Below are 15,339 nucleotides of genomic sequence, written 5' to 3' on the forward strand. Positions count from 1 at the left end.
ACGAAGTTAAGCCGACAGCTCAACCAATAGCTTGTTCAGACGGCGCACATAGGCCGCCGGGTCTTTCAAGCTGTCGCCGGCCGCCAGGGCCGCCTGATCGAAGAGGATGTGCGACAGATCGCCAAAGCGCTCGTCGCTCTGCTCGTTGTCGAGCTTCTCGATCAGTGGGTGAGCCGGGTTGAATTCGAAGATCGGCTTCGAATCCGGAACCTTCTGCCCGCTGGCTTCGAGGATCTGACGCATCTGCAGGCCCAGGTCCTGCTCGCCGATGGCCAGGATCGCCGGGGAGTCGGTCAGGCGATGGGATACCCGTACTTCAGCCACGGATTCGCCCAGTGCAGACTTCAGACGCTCGACCAGACCTTCTTTGGACTTGGCGACTTCTTCCGCGGCCTTCTTGTCCTCTTCCGAGTCCAGGTTGCCCAGGTCCAGGTCACCGCGCGCCACGTCAACAAAGCTCTTGCCGTCGAAATCGCTGAGGTAGCTCATCAGCCACTCGTCGATACGGTCAGTCAGCAGCAGCACTTCGATGCCTTTCTTGCGGAAGACTTCCAGGTGCGGGCTGTTCTTGACCTGTGCGTAGGTTTCGCCGGTCAGGTAGTAGATCTTGTCCTGACCTTCCTTGGCGCGTGCCAGGTACTCGGCCAGGCCGACAACCTGTTCGCCGTCATCACCGATGGTCGATGCAAAACGCAACAGGCCGGCGATTTTCTCTTTGTTGGCGAAGTCTTCTGCCGGGCCTTCTTTCATGACCTGGCCGAAGTTTTTCCAGAAGCCTTTGTATTGCTCTGGGTCGTTCTTCGCCAGTTTTTCGAGCATGTCCAGCACGCGCTTGGTCAGCGCCGACTTCATGGAGTCGATGATCGGGTCTTTCTGCAGGATTTCCCGCGACACGTTCAGCGACAGGTCGTTGGAGTCGACCACGCCTTTGATGAAGCGCAGGTAAAGCGGCAGGAAAGACTCGGCCTGATCCATGACGAACACGCGCTGCACGTACAGCTTCAGACCTTTCGGTGCTTCACGCTGGTACAGGTCGAATGGCGCTCGGGCCGGCACGTACAGCAGCGAGCTGTATTCCAGCTTGCCTTCAACCTTGTTGTGGCTCCAGCTCAGCGGGTTTTCGAAGTCGTGGGCGATGTGCTTGTAGAACTCCTGGTATTCCTCGTCCTTGATTTCGGTACGCGGTCGGGTCCACAGGGCGCTGGCGCGGTTGACGGTTTCCCATTCAACGGCCGGCTTCTCTTCACCCTCGGCAGCGGCCACTTCTTTCGGCAGCTCGATCGGCAGAGCGATGTGGTCGGAGTACTTCTTGATGATGTTACGCAGGCGCCAGCCATCGGCGAACTCGTCTTCACCGGACTTCAGGTGCAGGACGATGCGAGTACCACGGTCAGCCTTGTCGATGGTGGCGACTTCGAAATCGCCCTCACCTTTGGACGACCAGTGCACGCCTTCGCTGGCCGGGCTACCGGCGCGACGGCTGAACACGTCGACTTTGTCGGCGACGATGAAAGCGGAGTAGAAACCGACACCGAACTGGCCGATCAGGTGCGAGTCTTTCTTCTGGTCGCCGGTCAGGTGCTTCATGAAATCGGCGGTGCCCGACTTGGCGATGGTGCCCAGGTGGGTGATCGCGTCTTCGCGGCTCATGCCGATGCCGTTGTCTTCGAGGGTGACGGTCTTGGCGTCCTTGTCGAAGCTCACGCGGATTTTCAGTTCGGCGCCACCTTCCAGCAGCTCTGGCTTGGCCAAGGCTTCGAAACGTAATTTGTCTACAGCGTCAGAGGCGTTCGAGATCAGTTCGCGAAGGAAAATTTCCTTGTTGGAATACAGCGAATGGATCATGAGGTGCAGCAGTTGCTTCACCTCGGTCTGGAAGCCCAGGGTTTCCTTTTGAGTTTCCACACTCATGGTCATCAAACTCCAATCAGATGGCATAAGCCGCGACCATGAGGGTCGGCGGCGGGTTGTCATCAGAGTTGGGGGCAGCATTCAGGATTTCAAGGGCTCATCCAGTTTGAAATGCGCCCGGGCCGTGGCGATGGGTTCCGCTTCGGTGCTTTGCCAGGCGGTAATCGCCACGTTGGCGACCCGGCGCCCCTGGCGACACACCTGGCAACGGGCCCAGGTATCGCGAAACTGCCCGGCGCGCAGGTAATCGAGGGAGAAGTCGATGATCTTCGGCACGCCCGGCGAACCGGTCGCCACCAGCAGGTGCAGCGCGGCGGAAAGCTCCATGAAACCGGCGATCACGCCGCCATGGATGGCCGGCAACAACGGGTTGCCGATGTTGTCCTTGTTGGCCGGCAGGCGAAACAGCAGCTCGTCCCCCACCCGCGAGCATTCGACACCGATCAATCCGGCGTAGGGAATCAGGTTCAACAGCGGCGCATATTCGCCCTGCTCATGGGCCTGTTGCAGTTGCTCCTTGAACGACTCGCTCACTTCGCACCTCCTGCAATCACGCCGCCAAAACCCTTGGTCCCCTTGATGCCCTTGCCCATGCGCATGAAAGTGCCCACGACATGGGCAATCGGCTGCTCCGGGTCATCCTGATAGGCAAATCCGCGGGCGAATATCACGTCGGTGGTCACCCGATAGCACTGGGCGAAGCCATAGACATCCTTATGCGGTTCGGCAGCGTGCATGTAGTCGATGCGCAGGTCGAGGGTCGGGCAGACTTCGAACTCAGGCAGTACGCAGAGGGTAGACATGCCACAGGCGGTGTCCATCAAGGTGGTCAGGGCGCCGCCGTGAATTACCCCGGTCTGGGGGTTGCCGACGATTTGCGGGCTGTATGGCAGCACTACGGTGAGCCCTTCGGCACTGGCGCTGTGAACGCGCAATCCAAGCACCGAACAATGTCGCAGTGCCGACAGGAACCGTGTCGCACGCTCAAAAACGGGGTTTTCGGCCATGTTGATAAAGACTCTTGTTTAGTTGGCAGTGAAGTAGAGAGCCAGGTAAAGGTTCCGCGCTAGAACAAACTTATATATCTGAAATAATTTGTGGAACTTAACCATGACGCCAAGGCTCTTAAGGCCAGATAGATCTTTTCCACAAGGAGAAACACCCCATGCGTAAGACTTTTGCTATTGCCTTGATGTTGACCGCTTCCCTCGGTCTCGCTGCTTGCGATAAAAAATCCGAGGACAAAGCTCAAGATGCCGCCGAACATGCTGAGCAAGCACAGCAAGACATGAACAAAGCTCAGGATAAAGTGAACGACGCTGCAAAAGAAAATGCCGAAGCCGCCAAAGCTCAGGCTGAATCGAACGAAGCCGCAGCAAAAGAAGCCGCGCCTAAAAACTGATCCGGTTTTTAGCGTGGTAAAGAAAACCCGCCAAGTGCGGGTTTTCTTTTGCCTGCGATTTACTCGCTAGAGCAAAATCGTTCGAAAAGTCGGACTAATCATCAGCAACAAGGAACAGATCAAACCCACCAGCCAGACCAGGCTTCGTTGCCAGGCCAGGTCTTTCCAATAACACAGCAGGTAAAGGACTCGTGTAACCACAAAGATGATCGCCAGGGAGTCGATCAGCCAACCCGCCGTTTGTGTGGTGTGAGCCATCAACACCCCCACCGCAAACAATATGAAGGCCTCGAAACTGTTCTGATGCGCCGCCACCGCGCGCGCGCCCAGCCCTGTGAGCTGCGCTTGCTGTTGGCGCGGCAGGTGATTGTTGTAACCGCCCTGCTCTTTCATGGCCGTCGTCACGGGCATGCGCGCCACGTAAATCAGTACGGCACTGATAAACACGCACCAGAATGGAATACTCATCAAGCGGCCTCTTTATTCACCTCGGGCAATGGCGCCTCTGTAGGGGTATAGACCATCACATCGAGAACGTCGGAGTGAAACTCGCGACGGTAGAGCACAAACACAACGCCAGCACTCATCAACATGAACAACCAGGGGCTGACGAACCAGGCCAGCATGGTCATGCCGAAATAGTAAGAGCGCAGGCCGAAGTTGAACTGGTTGGCGGCCATGGAAATAACCCGGGCGGCCCGATTGGCAAAGGCTTTGCGCTCCTGCTCCGAGACATGACGCTCACCGACCATGGGGGCCGAGCCCACCAGGATGGCGGCGAAGTTGTACTGGCGCATGCACCAGCTGAAGGTAAAAAATGCATAGACGAACACCAGCGCCAGGCACAGCAACTTGATCTCCGACATTCCCTGGGATGCCTGCTGCACCATCGGGATATCCGCCAGCAACGACACCGCCCTTTCCGACGCCCCAAGGACCGTGAGAATACCGGCCAGGATAATCAGGGTGCTGGAGGCAAAGAACGACGCATTGCGCTCCAGGTTGCCGATCACGCTGGCATCGGCGATGCGGTTGTCACGCAGGAGCATGCGGCGCATCCAGTCTTCACGATACAGGTGCAGCACGCTGGCCAGGCAGGCCGTGTCACGGCCCTTCCAGGTCGCATAGCGGGTGTAACCGCCCCAGCAGATGACGAACCAGATGGCAGCAAGGATGTGGATCAGGTTGGCTTGGATGAACGACATGCAGGTCCTTGTGATGGAGTGGCGGAACACTGAAACCCTGTGGGAGCGGGCTTGCTCGCGAAAGCGGTGGGTCAGTCGACATCGATGTTGAATGATTAACCGCTTTCGCGAGCAAGCCCGCTCCCACATTGAGTTTTGCAATGCTTCGACGTTAGCGCAACGCAAAAGACACCGCACTCCAGGTAAAAAAAATGCCCCGTATCGATTGATACGGGGCATTTCTGTATTTGCCTGCAAGCCCGCTCGTGGCGGGCCGGCAACGCTTAAGCCAGCGCTTCTTCGCGCTTGCCCAGCAGACGGTCGCAAACCACCGCAACCACCAGGGTCATCACCGAGGGCACCAGCCATGCCAGGCCTTGCTCGCTGAGCGGCAGGTGGGACAGTTGGGTCGGCATCCAGTCCGCCAGGCCCGCGCCCTTGAGGGCGTCGATCAGGCCGAAGAGGAACGACACCAGCATCACCGGGCCGACGATGCGGCCTTGTTCATGCCAGAAGTCCTTGCAGAAGCTCAGGGCCACCAGGGCGATGCACGGCGGGTAGATCGCGGTCAGTACCGGGATCGAGAACGCGATCAGCTTGGTCAGGCCCAGGTTGGACACCAGCAGGGAGAACGCCGCGAGGATGATCACCAGCGTCTTGTAGGACAGTGGCAGCACCCGGCTGAAGTACTCGGCGCAGGCACAGGTCAGGCCGACCGCCGTGACCAGGCAGGCCAGAGAGATCAGGACGGCGAGAAAACCGCTGCCCAGGGAGCCGAAGGTGTGCTGCACGTAGGCGTGCAACACGGCCGCTCCATTGGTGGCACCAGCAGCGACTTCATGGCTGCCCGAACCCAGGCGGAACAGGCTGATGTAGACCAGCGCCAGGCCCACGCCGGCAATCAGGCCGGCAATGATCGCGTAACGGGTGATCAACGCCGGCGACTCGACGCCGCGCGAGCGGATGGCGTTGACGATGACGATGCCGAACACCAGTGCACCCAGGGTATCCATGGTCAGGTAACCATTGATGAAGCCTTGGGAGAACGGAGCCGCCACGTATTCCGGCGTTGCATGGCCAATGTCACCCGCCGGCAACGCGAACGCGGCGATGCCGAGCGCGGCCAGGGCGATGATCTTCAGCGGCGCGAGGAAGCGCCCTACGGTATCGAGCAAACGGCCCGGGTACAGCGAGATGAAGAACACCACCAGGAAGTACACGGAACTGTAGAGGAACAGCGCCAACGGGCTTTCGCCGGTCAGGGGTGCCAGGCCGACTTCGAACGACACGGTCGCGGTACGCGGGGTGGCGAACAGCGGGCCGACAGCCAGGTAGCAGGCCGCCGCGAGCAGGCCACCGGCGATCTTGCCGATCGGGCTGCTCAGGGCATCCATGGCGCCACCGACCTTGGCCAGGGCGACGACGGTGACCACGGGCAGGCCGACCGCGGTGATCAGGAAGCCCAGCGCCGCCATCCAGACGTGAGGCCCGGACTGCAAACCGACGATAGGCGGGAAGATGATGTTGCCAGCCCCGACGAACAGGGCAAACGTCATAAAACCAAGTGCCAGGATGTCCTGGCCTTTCAACACTTTCATTAAGGAAATACCACACTACTGAATCGGAATTTAGAGAGGGATTTCCCTATGGGTGAGGGAAATGCTGTCGGTCCGTATGGGACCAACCCTTTTAGCGCGTTGCAGCCTTGTGGGCCGCAGACGCAAAAATGGCGCGTATCCTAACGAATTTGGGCGGTAAACGCACTGTTAGAGGGCGGACTATCCGATACACGACATTTCCGTGTCGCATTTATGCATGTAAATGGTTGTCGCCTGTAAGTCCGTCTTCGCGAGCAAGCCCGCTCCCACATTGGAACGCGGTCAACTGTGGGAGCGGGCTTGCTCGCGAAGAGGCCGGCACCCTCTGCGCAAATCCCGGAAACGACAAAGGCCACCCGAAGGTGGCCTTTGTTTGGTGAAGCGTCAGCTAAGCGCGAGGCTTACTTGACAGCCCAACCAGTCAGCTCGGCCAGGGCCTTGCCGATGTCTGCCAGCGAACGCACGGTTTTAACGCCTGCGTCTTGCAGAGCAGCGAATTTCTCGTCTGCAGTGCCTTTGCCGCCAGAGATGATTGCGCCAGCATGGCCCATGCGCTTGCCCGGAGGAGCAGTCACACCAGCGATGTAGGAAACAACCGGCTTGGTCACGTGTGCCTTGATGTAGGCAGCCGCTTCTTCTTCAGCCGAACCGCCGATCTCACCGATCATCACGATCGCTTCGGTCTTCGGGTCTTCCTGGAACAGCTTCAGGATGTCGATGAAGTTCGAACCCGGGATCGGGTCACCACCGATGCCGACGCAAGTCGACTGACCGAAACCGGCGTCAGTAGTCTGCTTCACAGCTTCGTAGGTCAGGGTGCCGGAACGGGAAACGATACCGACCTTGCCTGGCAAGTGAATGTGACCTGGCATGATGCCGATCTTGCACTCGCCCGGAGTGATAACGCCTGGGCAGTTAGGGCCGATCAGGACTACGCCCAGCTCGTCGCACTTAACTTTAGCGTCCAGCATGTCCAGGGTAGGAATGCCTTCGGTGATGCAAACGATCAGCTTGATGCCGCCGAAGGCAGCTTCCAGGATCGAATCTTTGCAGAAAGGAGCCGGAACGTAGATCACGGAAGCGGTAGCGCCAGTGGCTTCTACTGCGTCTTTAACGGTGTTGAACACTGGCAGACCCAGGTGCTCGGTGCCGCCTTTGCCAGGAGTAACGCCACCAACCATCTGGGTGCCGTATTCGATGGCTTGCTGGGTGTGGAAACTACCTTGCGAACCGGTAATACCCTGGCAGATAACTTTGGTGTCTTTATTGATCAGGACGCTCATTATTTGCCCTCCGCAGCTTTGACAACTTGTTGAGCAGCGTCGGTCAGGCTGGTAGCAGCGATGATGTTCAAACCGCTTTCTGCCAGTACTTTAGCGCCCAGCTCAGCGTTGTTGCCTTCAAGGCGAACAACAACCGGGATTTTCACGCCGACTTCTTTCACTGCACCGATGATGCCTTCGGCAATCATGTCGCAACGAACGATGCCGCCGAAGATGTTAACCAGTACTGCGGCGACGTTGGTGTCGGACAGAATGATTTTGAAAGCTTCGGTAACGCGTTCTTTGGTAGCGCCGCCGCCCACGTCGAGGAAGTTGGCTGGCTTGCCGCCATGCAGGTTGACGATGTCCATGGTACCCATGGCCAGGCCAGCACCGTTGACCATGCAACCGATGTTGCCTTCCAGCGCTACGTAGTTCAGTTCGAACTTGGCAGCGTGCGCTTCGCGCGGATCGTCTTGCGACGGATCGTGGAAAGTCTTCAGCTTAGGCTGACGGTACATGGCGTTGGCGTCGATGTTGATCTTGGCGTCCAGGCAGTGCAGATCGCCGTCAGCCTTGATCACCAGCGGGTTCACTTCCAGCAGCGCCAGGTCGTGATCCTTGAACAGCTTGGCCAGACCTACGAAGATCTTGGCGAACTGGGCAACCTGCTTGCCTTCCAGACCCAGCTGGAATGCCAGCTCGCGACCCTGGAATGGCTGAGCGCCAACCAGTGGATCGATAGTGGCTTTCAGAATTTTTTCTGGAGTGTCGTGAGCGATTTTCTCGATGTCCACGCCACCTTCGGTGGAAGCCATGAACACGATACGACGGCTCGAACGGTCAACGACAGCGCCCAGGTACAGCTCTTTAGCGATATCAGTGCACGATTCAACCAGGATCTTGGTGACTGGCTGGCCATTGGCGTCAGTCTGGTAAGTCACCAGACGCTTGCCCAGCCACTGCTGTGCGAAGGCTTTGGCGTCTTCTTTGCTGCGAACCAGCTTGACGCCGCCCGCTTTACCGCGACCACCGGCGTGGACCTGGGCTTTGACAACCCACTCGCTGCCGCCGATTTTGTCGCAAGCTTCTGCTGCTGCTTCTGGGGTGTCTACTGCGTAACCAGTGGAAACTGGCAGGCCGTACTCAGCGAACAGCTGCTTACCCTGATACTCGTGAAGATTCATGCTTATTACCGTCTTCGTTAGGTACTGCGCATTCGGTGCTGCACTTGTTCAAGTGCCGCACCACCTGTGACTGCTGCTTGCGTAGCCTTTCCGGACAACCGGTGCAGCTACGCAAGACTGCGTCCAGCGGATATTCCGCGGTGAGTCTTGCATGCAAGGCTCACGACGGGCCAAACCGCCGTGGTTTCTTATTGTCTTAACGCTTCTTGCGGTTGGCGATGTGGATGGCGCCGCCATTCACTGCCAGAGCAGCTTCGTGCAAGGCTTCAGACAGGGTCGGATGGGAGAAAACCATCATGCCCAGGTCTTCAGCGCTGGTGCCGAATTCCATACCGATCGCGCCCTGCTGAACCAGTTCTGCAGCGCTTGGGCCAATCACGTGGACGCCCAGCACGCGGTCTGTCTTGGCATCTGCGATGACCTTGACGAAACCACCGGTGTCGTTGGCAGCCATGGCACGGCCGGAGGCTGCAAACGGGAAGGTGCCGACGTTAACTTCAACGCCTTCAGCTTTCAAGGCCTGCTCGGTTTTACCTACCCACGCGATTTCCGGGTGAGTATAAATAACCGAAGGGATCAAATCATAGTTCATCTGGGCCTTGTGGCCCTTGATGCGCTCGACAACCATGATGCCTTCTTCGGACGCCTTGTGCGCCAGCATCATGCCGCGAACCACGTCACCAATGGCGTAGACGCCCGGTACAGTGGTGGCGCAGTGATCGTCGACGTGCACGAAACCGCGCTCGTCCAGGGTCACGCCGCAGTCGGCAGCCAACAGATCAGTGGTCACTGGACGGCGACCAACGGCTACGATCAGCTTGTCGAACGTGATGGTCTGTTCGCCCTTGGCATCGGTGTAGTTAACAACGACTTCGTCGCCGTTCACTTTGGAGCCGGTCACGCGAGCGCCCAGCTTGATGTCCAGGCCCTGCTTGGTCAGGGTTTTCAGCGCTTCCTTGGAAACAGCGGCGTCAGCGGCCATCAGGAAGGTGTCCAGGGCTTCCAGGACAGTCACTTCTGCACCCAGACGCGACCACACCGAACCCAGTTCCAGACCGATTACGCCAGCGCCGATCACGCCCAGACGCTTAGGTACGGATTGGAATTCCAGGGCGCCCGTCGAATCGACGATCACATTCTGGTCAACCGGAGCCGGTGGAATGTCGATCGGACGCGAACCTGGAGCCAGGATGACGTTTTCGGCTTCGATGATTTCTACCGAACCGTCCGGCTTGGTGACTTCGACTTTCTTGCCGGCCAGCAGCTTGCCGTGACCCTCGATGGAGGTCACACCGTTGGCTTTGAACAGGGTCGCAACGCCAGAGGTCAGGCCTTTGACGATGGTGGCTTTACGGCCAACCATTGCACCCACGTCCATGGTCACGCCAGCGTGATTGATACCGTGGATCGCGAAGCCTTCTTTGGCTTCCTTGTATTTCCAGGAGCTGTCCAGCAGCGCCTTGGAGGGAATGCAGCCGACGTTCAGGCAAGTACCGCCCAGAGCCAGTTTGCCTTCCTTGTCGGTGTACTTCTCGATGCAGGCGGTCGAAAGACCCAGTTGGGCGGCCTTGATGGCAGCCACGTAGCCGCCAGGGCCCGCGCCGATCACTACTACGTCAAATTTCTGCGACATTCAAAAAATCCTCTTTAGCGAAAAGCTTCAAGCCGCAAGCTGCAAGCCAAGCTGCGGGTTTTCCGACAGCTCGGGCTTGCAGCTCATGGCCGCTTCTATCAGATATCCAGCAACAGACGAGCCGGATCTTCCAGCAGGTTCTTGATGGTCACCAGGAAAGTCACAGCTTCTTTGCCATCGATCAGACGGTGATCGTAGGACAGTGCCAGGTACATCATCGGACGAATCACGACCTGGCCGTTGATGGCCATAGGACGCTGGATGATGTTGTGCATGCCCAGGATGGCGGCTTGTGGCGGGTTGACGATCGGGGTCGACATCATCGAACCGAAGGTACCGCCGTTGGTGATGGTGAAGGTACCACCGGTCATTTCGTCCATCGACAGTTTGCCGTCGCGGGCTTTCTTGCCGAAAGTGGCGATGCCGCCTTCGATTTCAGCCAGGCTCATCAGTTCGGCGTTACGCAGAACCGGTACAACCAGGCCGCGATCGCTGGAAACTGCAACGCCGACGTCAGCGTAGCCGTGGTAAACGATGTCGCCGCCGTCGATCGACGCGTTGACAGCCGGGAAGCGCTTCAGTGCTTCGGTAGCTGCTTTCACGAAGAACGACATGAAGCCCAGGCGTACGCCGTTGTGGGACTTCTCGAACAGATCCTTGTACTTCGAACGCAGGGCCATGACTTCGGTCATGTCGACTTCGTTGAAAGTGGTCAGCATCGCCATGTTCGATTGAGCTTCTACCAGACGCTTGGCCACGGTAGCGCGAACGCGGGTCATCGGCACGCGCTTCTCGATGCGATCGCCTGCAGCGAACACAGGAGCAGCGGCAGCAGGTGCGGCAGCCTTGGCAGGCGCGGCAGCCGGAGCGGCTTTCTTGGCAGCAACGGCTGCAACCACGTCTTCCTTGGTCACACGACCGCCTTTGCCGGTGCCGGCAACGGAAGCGATGTTGATGCCGTTTTCTTCAGCCAGCTTGCGCGCAGCCGGTGCAGCAACAGGATCGTCTTCGCCTTCAGCGGCAGGAGCAGCGGCTTGAGCAGCGGCGGCCGGAGCAGCAGCGGCTGGAGCGGCAGCAGCGCCGCCCGCTTCGATGGAGCCCAGGACTTCGTCGGACAGAACGGTGTCGCCTTCGTTCTTGACGATAGCGCCCAGCACGCCGTCAGCAGTCGCCAACACTTCCAGTACGACTTTATCGGTTTCGATGTCGACGATCAGTTCGTCACGCTTGACCGCGTCGCCCGGTTGTTTGTGCCAGGTGGCAACGGTGCCATCGGCAACCGATTCCGGGAAAGTGGGGGCTTTGATTTCGATAGCCATTATCTGTGGGTCCTTAAATTCGGTTTCAGGTGCGCGAAGGCGTTAAACAGTAAAGGCGTCTTGCAGCAGTTTTTCCTGCTGCTCAGCGTGCATCGATGCGTAACCGCATGCCGGTGCAGCAGAAGCCTCACGGCCCGCGTACTCGAGTACGAGAGACTTGTTGAGGTTGCTGATGCTACGACGCATGTGGTGTTGGCTGCAGTACCACGCCCCCTGGTTCATCGGCTCTTCCTGGCACCAGACGGCAGCTTTGACGTTGGTGTAAGGAGCCAGGACTTCTTTCAAGTCGTCCTCAGGGAATGGGTACAGCTGCTCGATACGCACGATGGCGATATCGTCACGGCCTTCGGCACGACGTTTTTCCAGCAGGTCGTAGTAGACCTTGCCGCTACACAGGACAACGCGCTCGACCTTTTTCGGGTCCTGGGCATCGATTTCCGGGATAACGGTCTGGAAGGAACCTTCGGCCAGATCTTCCAAAGTCGAGATGGCCAGCTTGTGGCGCAACAGCGACTTCGGAGTCAGGACTACCAATGGCTTGCGCAGCGGGCGAATCACCTGACGGCGCAGCAAGTGGTAGATCTGTGCCGGCGTCGTCGGCATGCACACCTGGATGTTGTGCTCGGCGCACAGCTGCAGGTAACGCTCCAGACGAGCCGAGGAGTGCTCCGGCCCCTGACCTTCATAACCGTGCGGCAGCAGCATGGTCAGACCGCACAGACGGCCCCACTTGTGCTCGCCACTGGTGATGAACTGGTCGATAACGACCTGGGCGCCGTTGGCGAAGTCGCCGAACTGGGCTTCCCAGATGACCAGGGCATTTGGCGTGGTGGTCGAGTAACCGTACTCGAACGCCAGCACCGCTTCTTCGGACAGGAACGAGTCGTACAGGTCGAAACGTGGCTGACCGTCGTACAGGTTCTGCAGCGGGACGTAGGTGCCCGCGTCCTTCTGGTTGTGCAACACGGCATGACGGTGCGAGAACGTACCGCGGCCGATGTCCTGGCCAGTCATGCGAATCGGGTGACCTTCGAACGCCAGGGTCGCGTACGCCATGGTTTCGGCGTAACCCCAGTTGATCGGCAGGCCGCCGGCTTGCATCTTCTGACGGTCTTCGTAGATCTTCGCAACCTGGCGCTGAACCACGAAGCCTTCCGGGATTTCCAGCAGCTTGGCGGACAGTTCCTGCAAGGTCTTGAGGTCGAAGCGAGTGTCGTGACGCGCGGTCCAGGCGTGGCCCAGATACGGACGCCAGTCCACGAACAGCTCTTTGTTCGGCTCCTTGACCAGGCTTTTCACTACGTGCAGACCGTTGTCCAGCGCGTTGCGGTATTCGTCGACCTTGGCCTGAACACGCTCCGCGTCGAGTACACCGGCCTGGGTCAGGCGATCGGCATACAGCTCACGGGTGGTGCGCTGCTTGGTGATCTGCTGGTACATGATCGGCTGGGTGCCGCTTGGCTCGTCGGCCTCGTTGTGGCCGCGACGACGGTAGCAGACCAGGTCGATCACCACGTCACGCTTGAACTGCATGCGGTAGTCGATGGCCAGCTGGGTCACGAACAACACGGCTTCCGGATCATCGCCATTCACATGGAGGATCGGCGCCTGGATCATTTTCGCAACGTCGGTGGCGTACTCGGTGGAACGCGAGTCCAGCGGGTTGCTGATGGTGAAACCAACCTGGTTGTTGATCACGATGTGCACGGTACCGCCGGTCTTGAAACCGCGGGTCTGCGACATCTGGAAGGTTTCCATCACCACGCCTTGACCGGCGAATGCCGCGTCACCGTGGATGGAGATCGGCAGGACCTTCTCACCGGTCACGTCGTTACGACGATCCTGACGGGCGCGAACCGAACCCTCGACCACCGGGGAAACGATTTCCAGGTGGGACGGGTTGAACGCCATGGCCAGGTGAACTTCACCGCCGGTGGTCATTACGTTGGACGAGAAGCCCTGGTGGTATTTAACGTCACCGGAACCCAGCTCGACCTTCTTCTTGCCTTCGAACTCGTCGAACAGCTCGCGCGGGTTCTTGCCGAAGGTGTTGACCAGCACGTTCAGACGGCCACGGTGGGCCATGCCGATGACGATTTCCTTGGTGCCGTAGGAACCGGAACGCTGGATCAGCTCGTCGAGCATCGGAATCAGGCTCTCGCCGCCTTCCAGGCCGAAACGCTTGGTACCCGGGTATTTGGTGCCCAGGTATTTTTCCAGGCCTTCACCGGCGGTCACGCGCTCGAGCAGGTGGCTCTTGATGTCGGCGGAGTACGTCGGACGGCCACGCACGCTTTCCAGACGCTGCTGGAACCACTGGCGCTGCTCGGAATCGGTGATGTGCGTGAACTCAGCGCCGATGGTGCGGCAATATGTCTGCTGCAACGCTTCGTGAATTTCGCGTAGGCTCGCTTCCTCTTTGCCGATGAACAGGTCGCCGGCACGGAAGGTCGTATCAAGATCGGCATTGGTCAAGCCGTAATGATTGATCGACAGGTCTGCAGGTGCAGGACGCTGCCACAGCCCCAGCGGGTCAAGCTGGGCTGCCTGGTGGCCACGCATACGGTAGGCCTGGATCAATCGCAGCACTTCAACTTGCTTCTTCTCGTGCTCACTGCTCACGCTGCCGGCGGAAACCGGTTGGGCGCGGCGCTGGTTCTTTGCCAGCAAGACGAAATGATCGCGAATTGTGGAGTGCGAAACATCGGTGGCAGAGTTGCCGTCAGCAGGCAACTTCTGGAAGTAGGTGCGCCACTCTTCTGGCACAGCGTTAGGGTCGTGCAGGTAGAGCTCGTAGAGCTCTTCCACATAGGCAGCGTTACTACCGGATAGGTAGGCGCTGTTCCACATGCGCTGCATCACGCTTTCTTGCATGCTTGGTCACCCTCGGTTAGGGGAACACCACCGGTGTCGACACCGAGCAAACTTGCAGAAGTCCGAATGCAGCGACCAAAACAAGCCACTAGGATCACACTGATAGTCCGGGTACCAGCCCGGATGCCCCTGCTTGTCTCATTTCTTCAAAATAAGAGCCGCAGCCTTATAGGCTGCTGCTCAGGTTAAAACTACGGCGCCGGTTGAAGCCTGCGCCGCAGCATCCACGGGTACAACGGTCTAGCGGGTACTACAGCTGAATCACACGCCGCTCGAGAGCAACATGTTACGGATGTGACCGATGGCCTTAGTCGGGTTCAGGCCTTTCGGACATACGTTGACGCAGTTCATGATCCCGCGGCAGCGGAATACGCTGAACGGGTCATCCAGCGAAGCCAGACGCTCGGACGTCTTGGTGTCACGGCTGTCTGCCAGGAAGCGGTACGCTTGCAGCAGGGCAGCTGGACCCAGGAACTTGTCCGGGTTCCACCAGAAGGACGGGCACGAGGTCGAGCAGCAGGCGCACAGGATGCACTCGTACAGACCGTCGAGCTTTTCACGCTCTTCAGGGGACTGCAGACGCTCGATGGCCGGAGCCGGCGTGTCGTTCTGCAGGTAAGGCTTAACCTTCTCGTATTGCTTGTAGAAGATGCTCATATCGACGACCAGGTCACGGATTACCGGCAAACCTGGCAGAGGACGAACGATCAACTTGTTACCTTTTACAACGGCAGACAGCGGCGTGACGCACGCCAGGCCGTTCTTGCCGTTGATGTTCATGCCGTCGGAACCGCAAACGCCTTCACGGCAAGAGCGACGATAGGAGAAACCTTCGTCCTGCTCTTTGATCAGGGCCAGCACGTCCAGCACCATCAGGTCTTTACCACCGGTATCAACCTGGAATTCCTGCATGAACGGCGCAGCGTCCTGATCAGGGTTGTAACGATAAACACTGACTTGCAACATGGC

At 58.7% G+C, this 15,339-nt stretch carries 13 protein-coding genes; 1 reads left to right on the top strand and 12 read right to left on the bottom strand.

The genetic code is table 11. The annotated features are described in order from the left end of the window. Positions 1–6 precede the first annotated feature (6 nt). The 3 genes from htpG to SOP85_RS17440 form a co-directional block, all read right to left on the bottom strand. Positions 7–1,911 carry a molecular chaperone HtpG gene (gene htpG / locus SOP85_RS17430; RefSeq protein WP_323627660.1) on the bottom strand — a complete coding sequence of 635 codons (1,905 nt, stop codon included), beginning with the start codon at positions 1,909–1,911 and terminating at the stop codon, positions 7–9. An 81-nt stretch (positions 1,912–1,992) separates the two neighbouring features. Then, entirely contained in the window at positions 1,993–2,445 is a 453-nt protein-coding gene (locus tag SOP85_RS17435; RefSeq protein WP_323627662.1) for a PaaI family thioesterase, read from the bottom strand. After that, entirely contained in the window at positions 2,442–2,918 is a 477-nt protein-coding gene (locus tag SOP85_RS17440; protein WP_323627664.1) for a PaaI family thioesterase, read from the bottom strand. The genes SOP85_RS17435 and SOP85_RS17440 overlap by 4 nt, the downstream gene beginning before the upstream one ends. A 158-nt stretch (positions 2,919–3,076) precedes the next feature. Here SOP85_RS17440 and SOP85_RS17445 point away from each other — a divergent pair, with 158 nt between their 5' ends. After that, positions 3,077–3,313 carry a hypothetical protein gene (locus SOP85_RS17445; RefSeq protein ID WP_046819383.1) on the top strand — a complete coding sequence of 79 codons (237 nt, stop codon included), beginning with the start codon at positions 3,077–3,079 and terminating at the stop codon, positions 3,311–3,313. Positions 3,314–3,379: 66 nt separating this feature from the next. Here SOP85_RS17445 and SOP85_RS17450 read toward each other — a convergent pair whose 3' ends face one another. The 9 genes from SOP85_RS17450 to SOP85_RS17490 all read right to left on the bottom strand — a co-directional run bounded on the left by SOP85_RS17450 (position 3,380) and on the right by SOP85_RS17490 (position 15,336). Further along, positions 3,380–3,781, bottom strand: a complete 402-nt coding sequence (locus tag SOP85_RS17450; protein ID WP_323608821.1) for an MAPEG family protein — start codon at positions 3,779–3,781, stop codon at positions 3,380–3,382. Next, positions 3,781–4,518: a DUF599 domain-containing protein gene (locus tag SOP85_RS17455; protein WP_180202787.1), complete on the bottom strand. Its 738-nt coding sequence runs from the start codon at positions 4,516–4,518 to the stop codon at positions 3,781–3,783. Before SOP85_RS17455 ends, SOP85_RS17450 begins: the two co-directional genes overlap by 1 nt. Before the next feature lie 263 nt (positions 4,519–4,781). Continuing rightward, complete coding sequence (brnQ, locus tag SOP85_RS17460; protein ID WP_323627666.1) at positions 4,782–6,095, bottom strand: branched-chain amino acid transport system II carrier protein; 1,314 nt, start codon at positions 6,093–6,095, stop codon at positions 4,782–4,784. Positions 6,096–6,496: 401 nt separating this feature from the next. After that, positions 6,497–7,378, bottom strand: a complete 882-nt coding sequence (gene sucD / locus SOP85_RS17465) for a succinate--CoA ligase subunit alpha (RefSeq protein ID WP_323627667.1) — start codon at positions 7,376–7,378, stop codon at positions 6,497–6,499. Next, entirely contained in the window at positions 7,378–8,544 is a 1,167-nt protein-coding gene (gene sucC, locus SOP85_RS17470) for an ADP-forming succinate--CoA ligase subunit beta (protein ID WP_007919879.1), read from the bottom strand. Before sucC ends, sucD begins: the two co-directional genes overlap by 1 nt. Before the next feature lie 196 nt (positions 8,545–8,740). Beyond that, positions 8,741–10,177: a dihydrolipoyl dehydrogenase gene (lpdA, locus tag SOP85_RS17475; RefSeq protein WP_323627668.1), complete on the bottom strand. Its 1,437-nt coding sequence runs from the start codon at positions 10,175–10,177 to the stop codon at positions 8,741–8,743. 98 nt (positions 10,178–10,275) lie between these two features. Further along, positions 10,276–11,496, bottom strand: a complete 1,221-nt coding sequence (gene odhB / locus SOP85_RS17480) for a 2-oxoglutarate dehydrogenase complex dihydrolipoyllysine-residue succinyltransferase (RefSeq protein WP_046819378.1) — start codon at positions 11,494–11,496, stop codon at positions 10,276–10,278. Between the two features lie 42 nt (positions 11,497–11,538). Continuing rightward, positions 11,539–14,370: a 2-oxoglutarate dehydrogenase E1 component gene (locus SOP85_RS17485; RefSeq protein WP_274074899.1), complete on the bottom strand. Its 2,832-nt coding sequence runs from the start codon at positions 14,368–14,370 to the stop codon at positions 11,539–11,541. A 261-nt stretch (positions 14,371–14,631) separates the two neighbouring features. Then, the gene (locus tag SOP85_RS17490; RefSeq protein ID WP_008063297.1) at positions 14,632–15,336 is read right to left on the bottom strand and encodes a succinate dehydrogenase iron-sulfur subunit; all 705 of its coding nucleotides are present in this window, start codon (positions 15,334–15,336) and stop codon (positions 14,632–14,634) included. Positions 15,337–15,339: the final 3 nt, after the last annotated feature.

It is taken from the genome of Pseudomonas sp. YuFO20 (assembly GCF_035064975.1).
In the GTDB taxonomy this organism is placed as follows: Bacteria; Pseudomonadota; Gammaproteobacteria; order Pseudomonadales; family Pseudomonadaceae; genus Aquipseudomonas; species Aquipseudomonas putida_AE.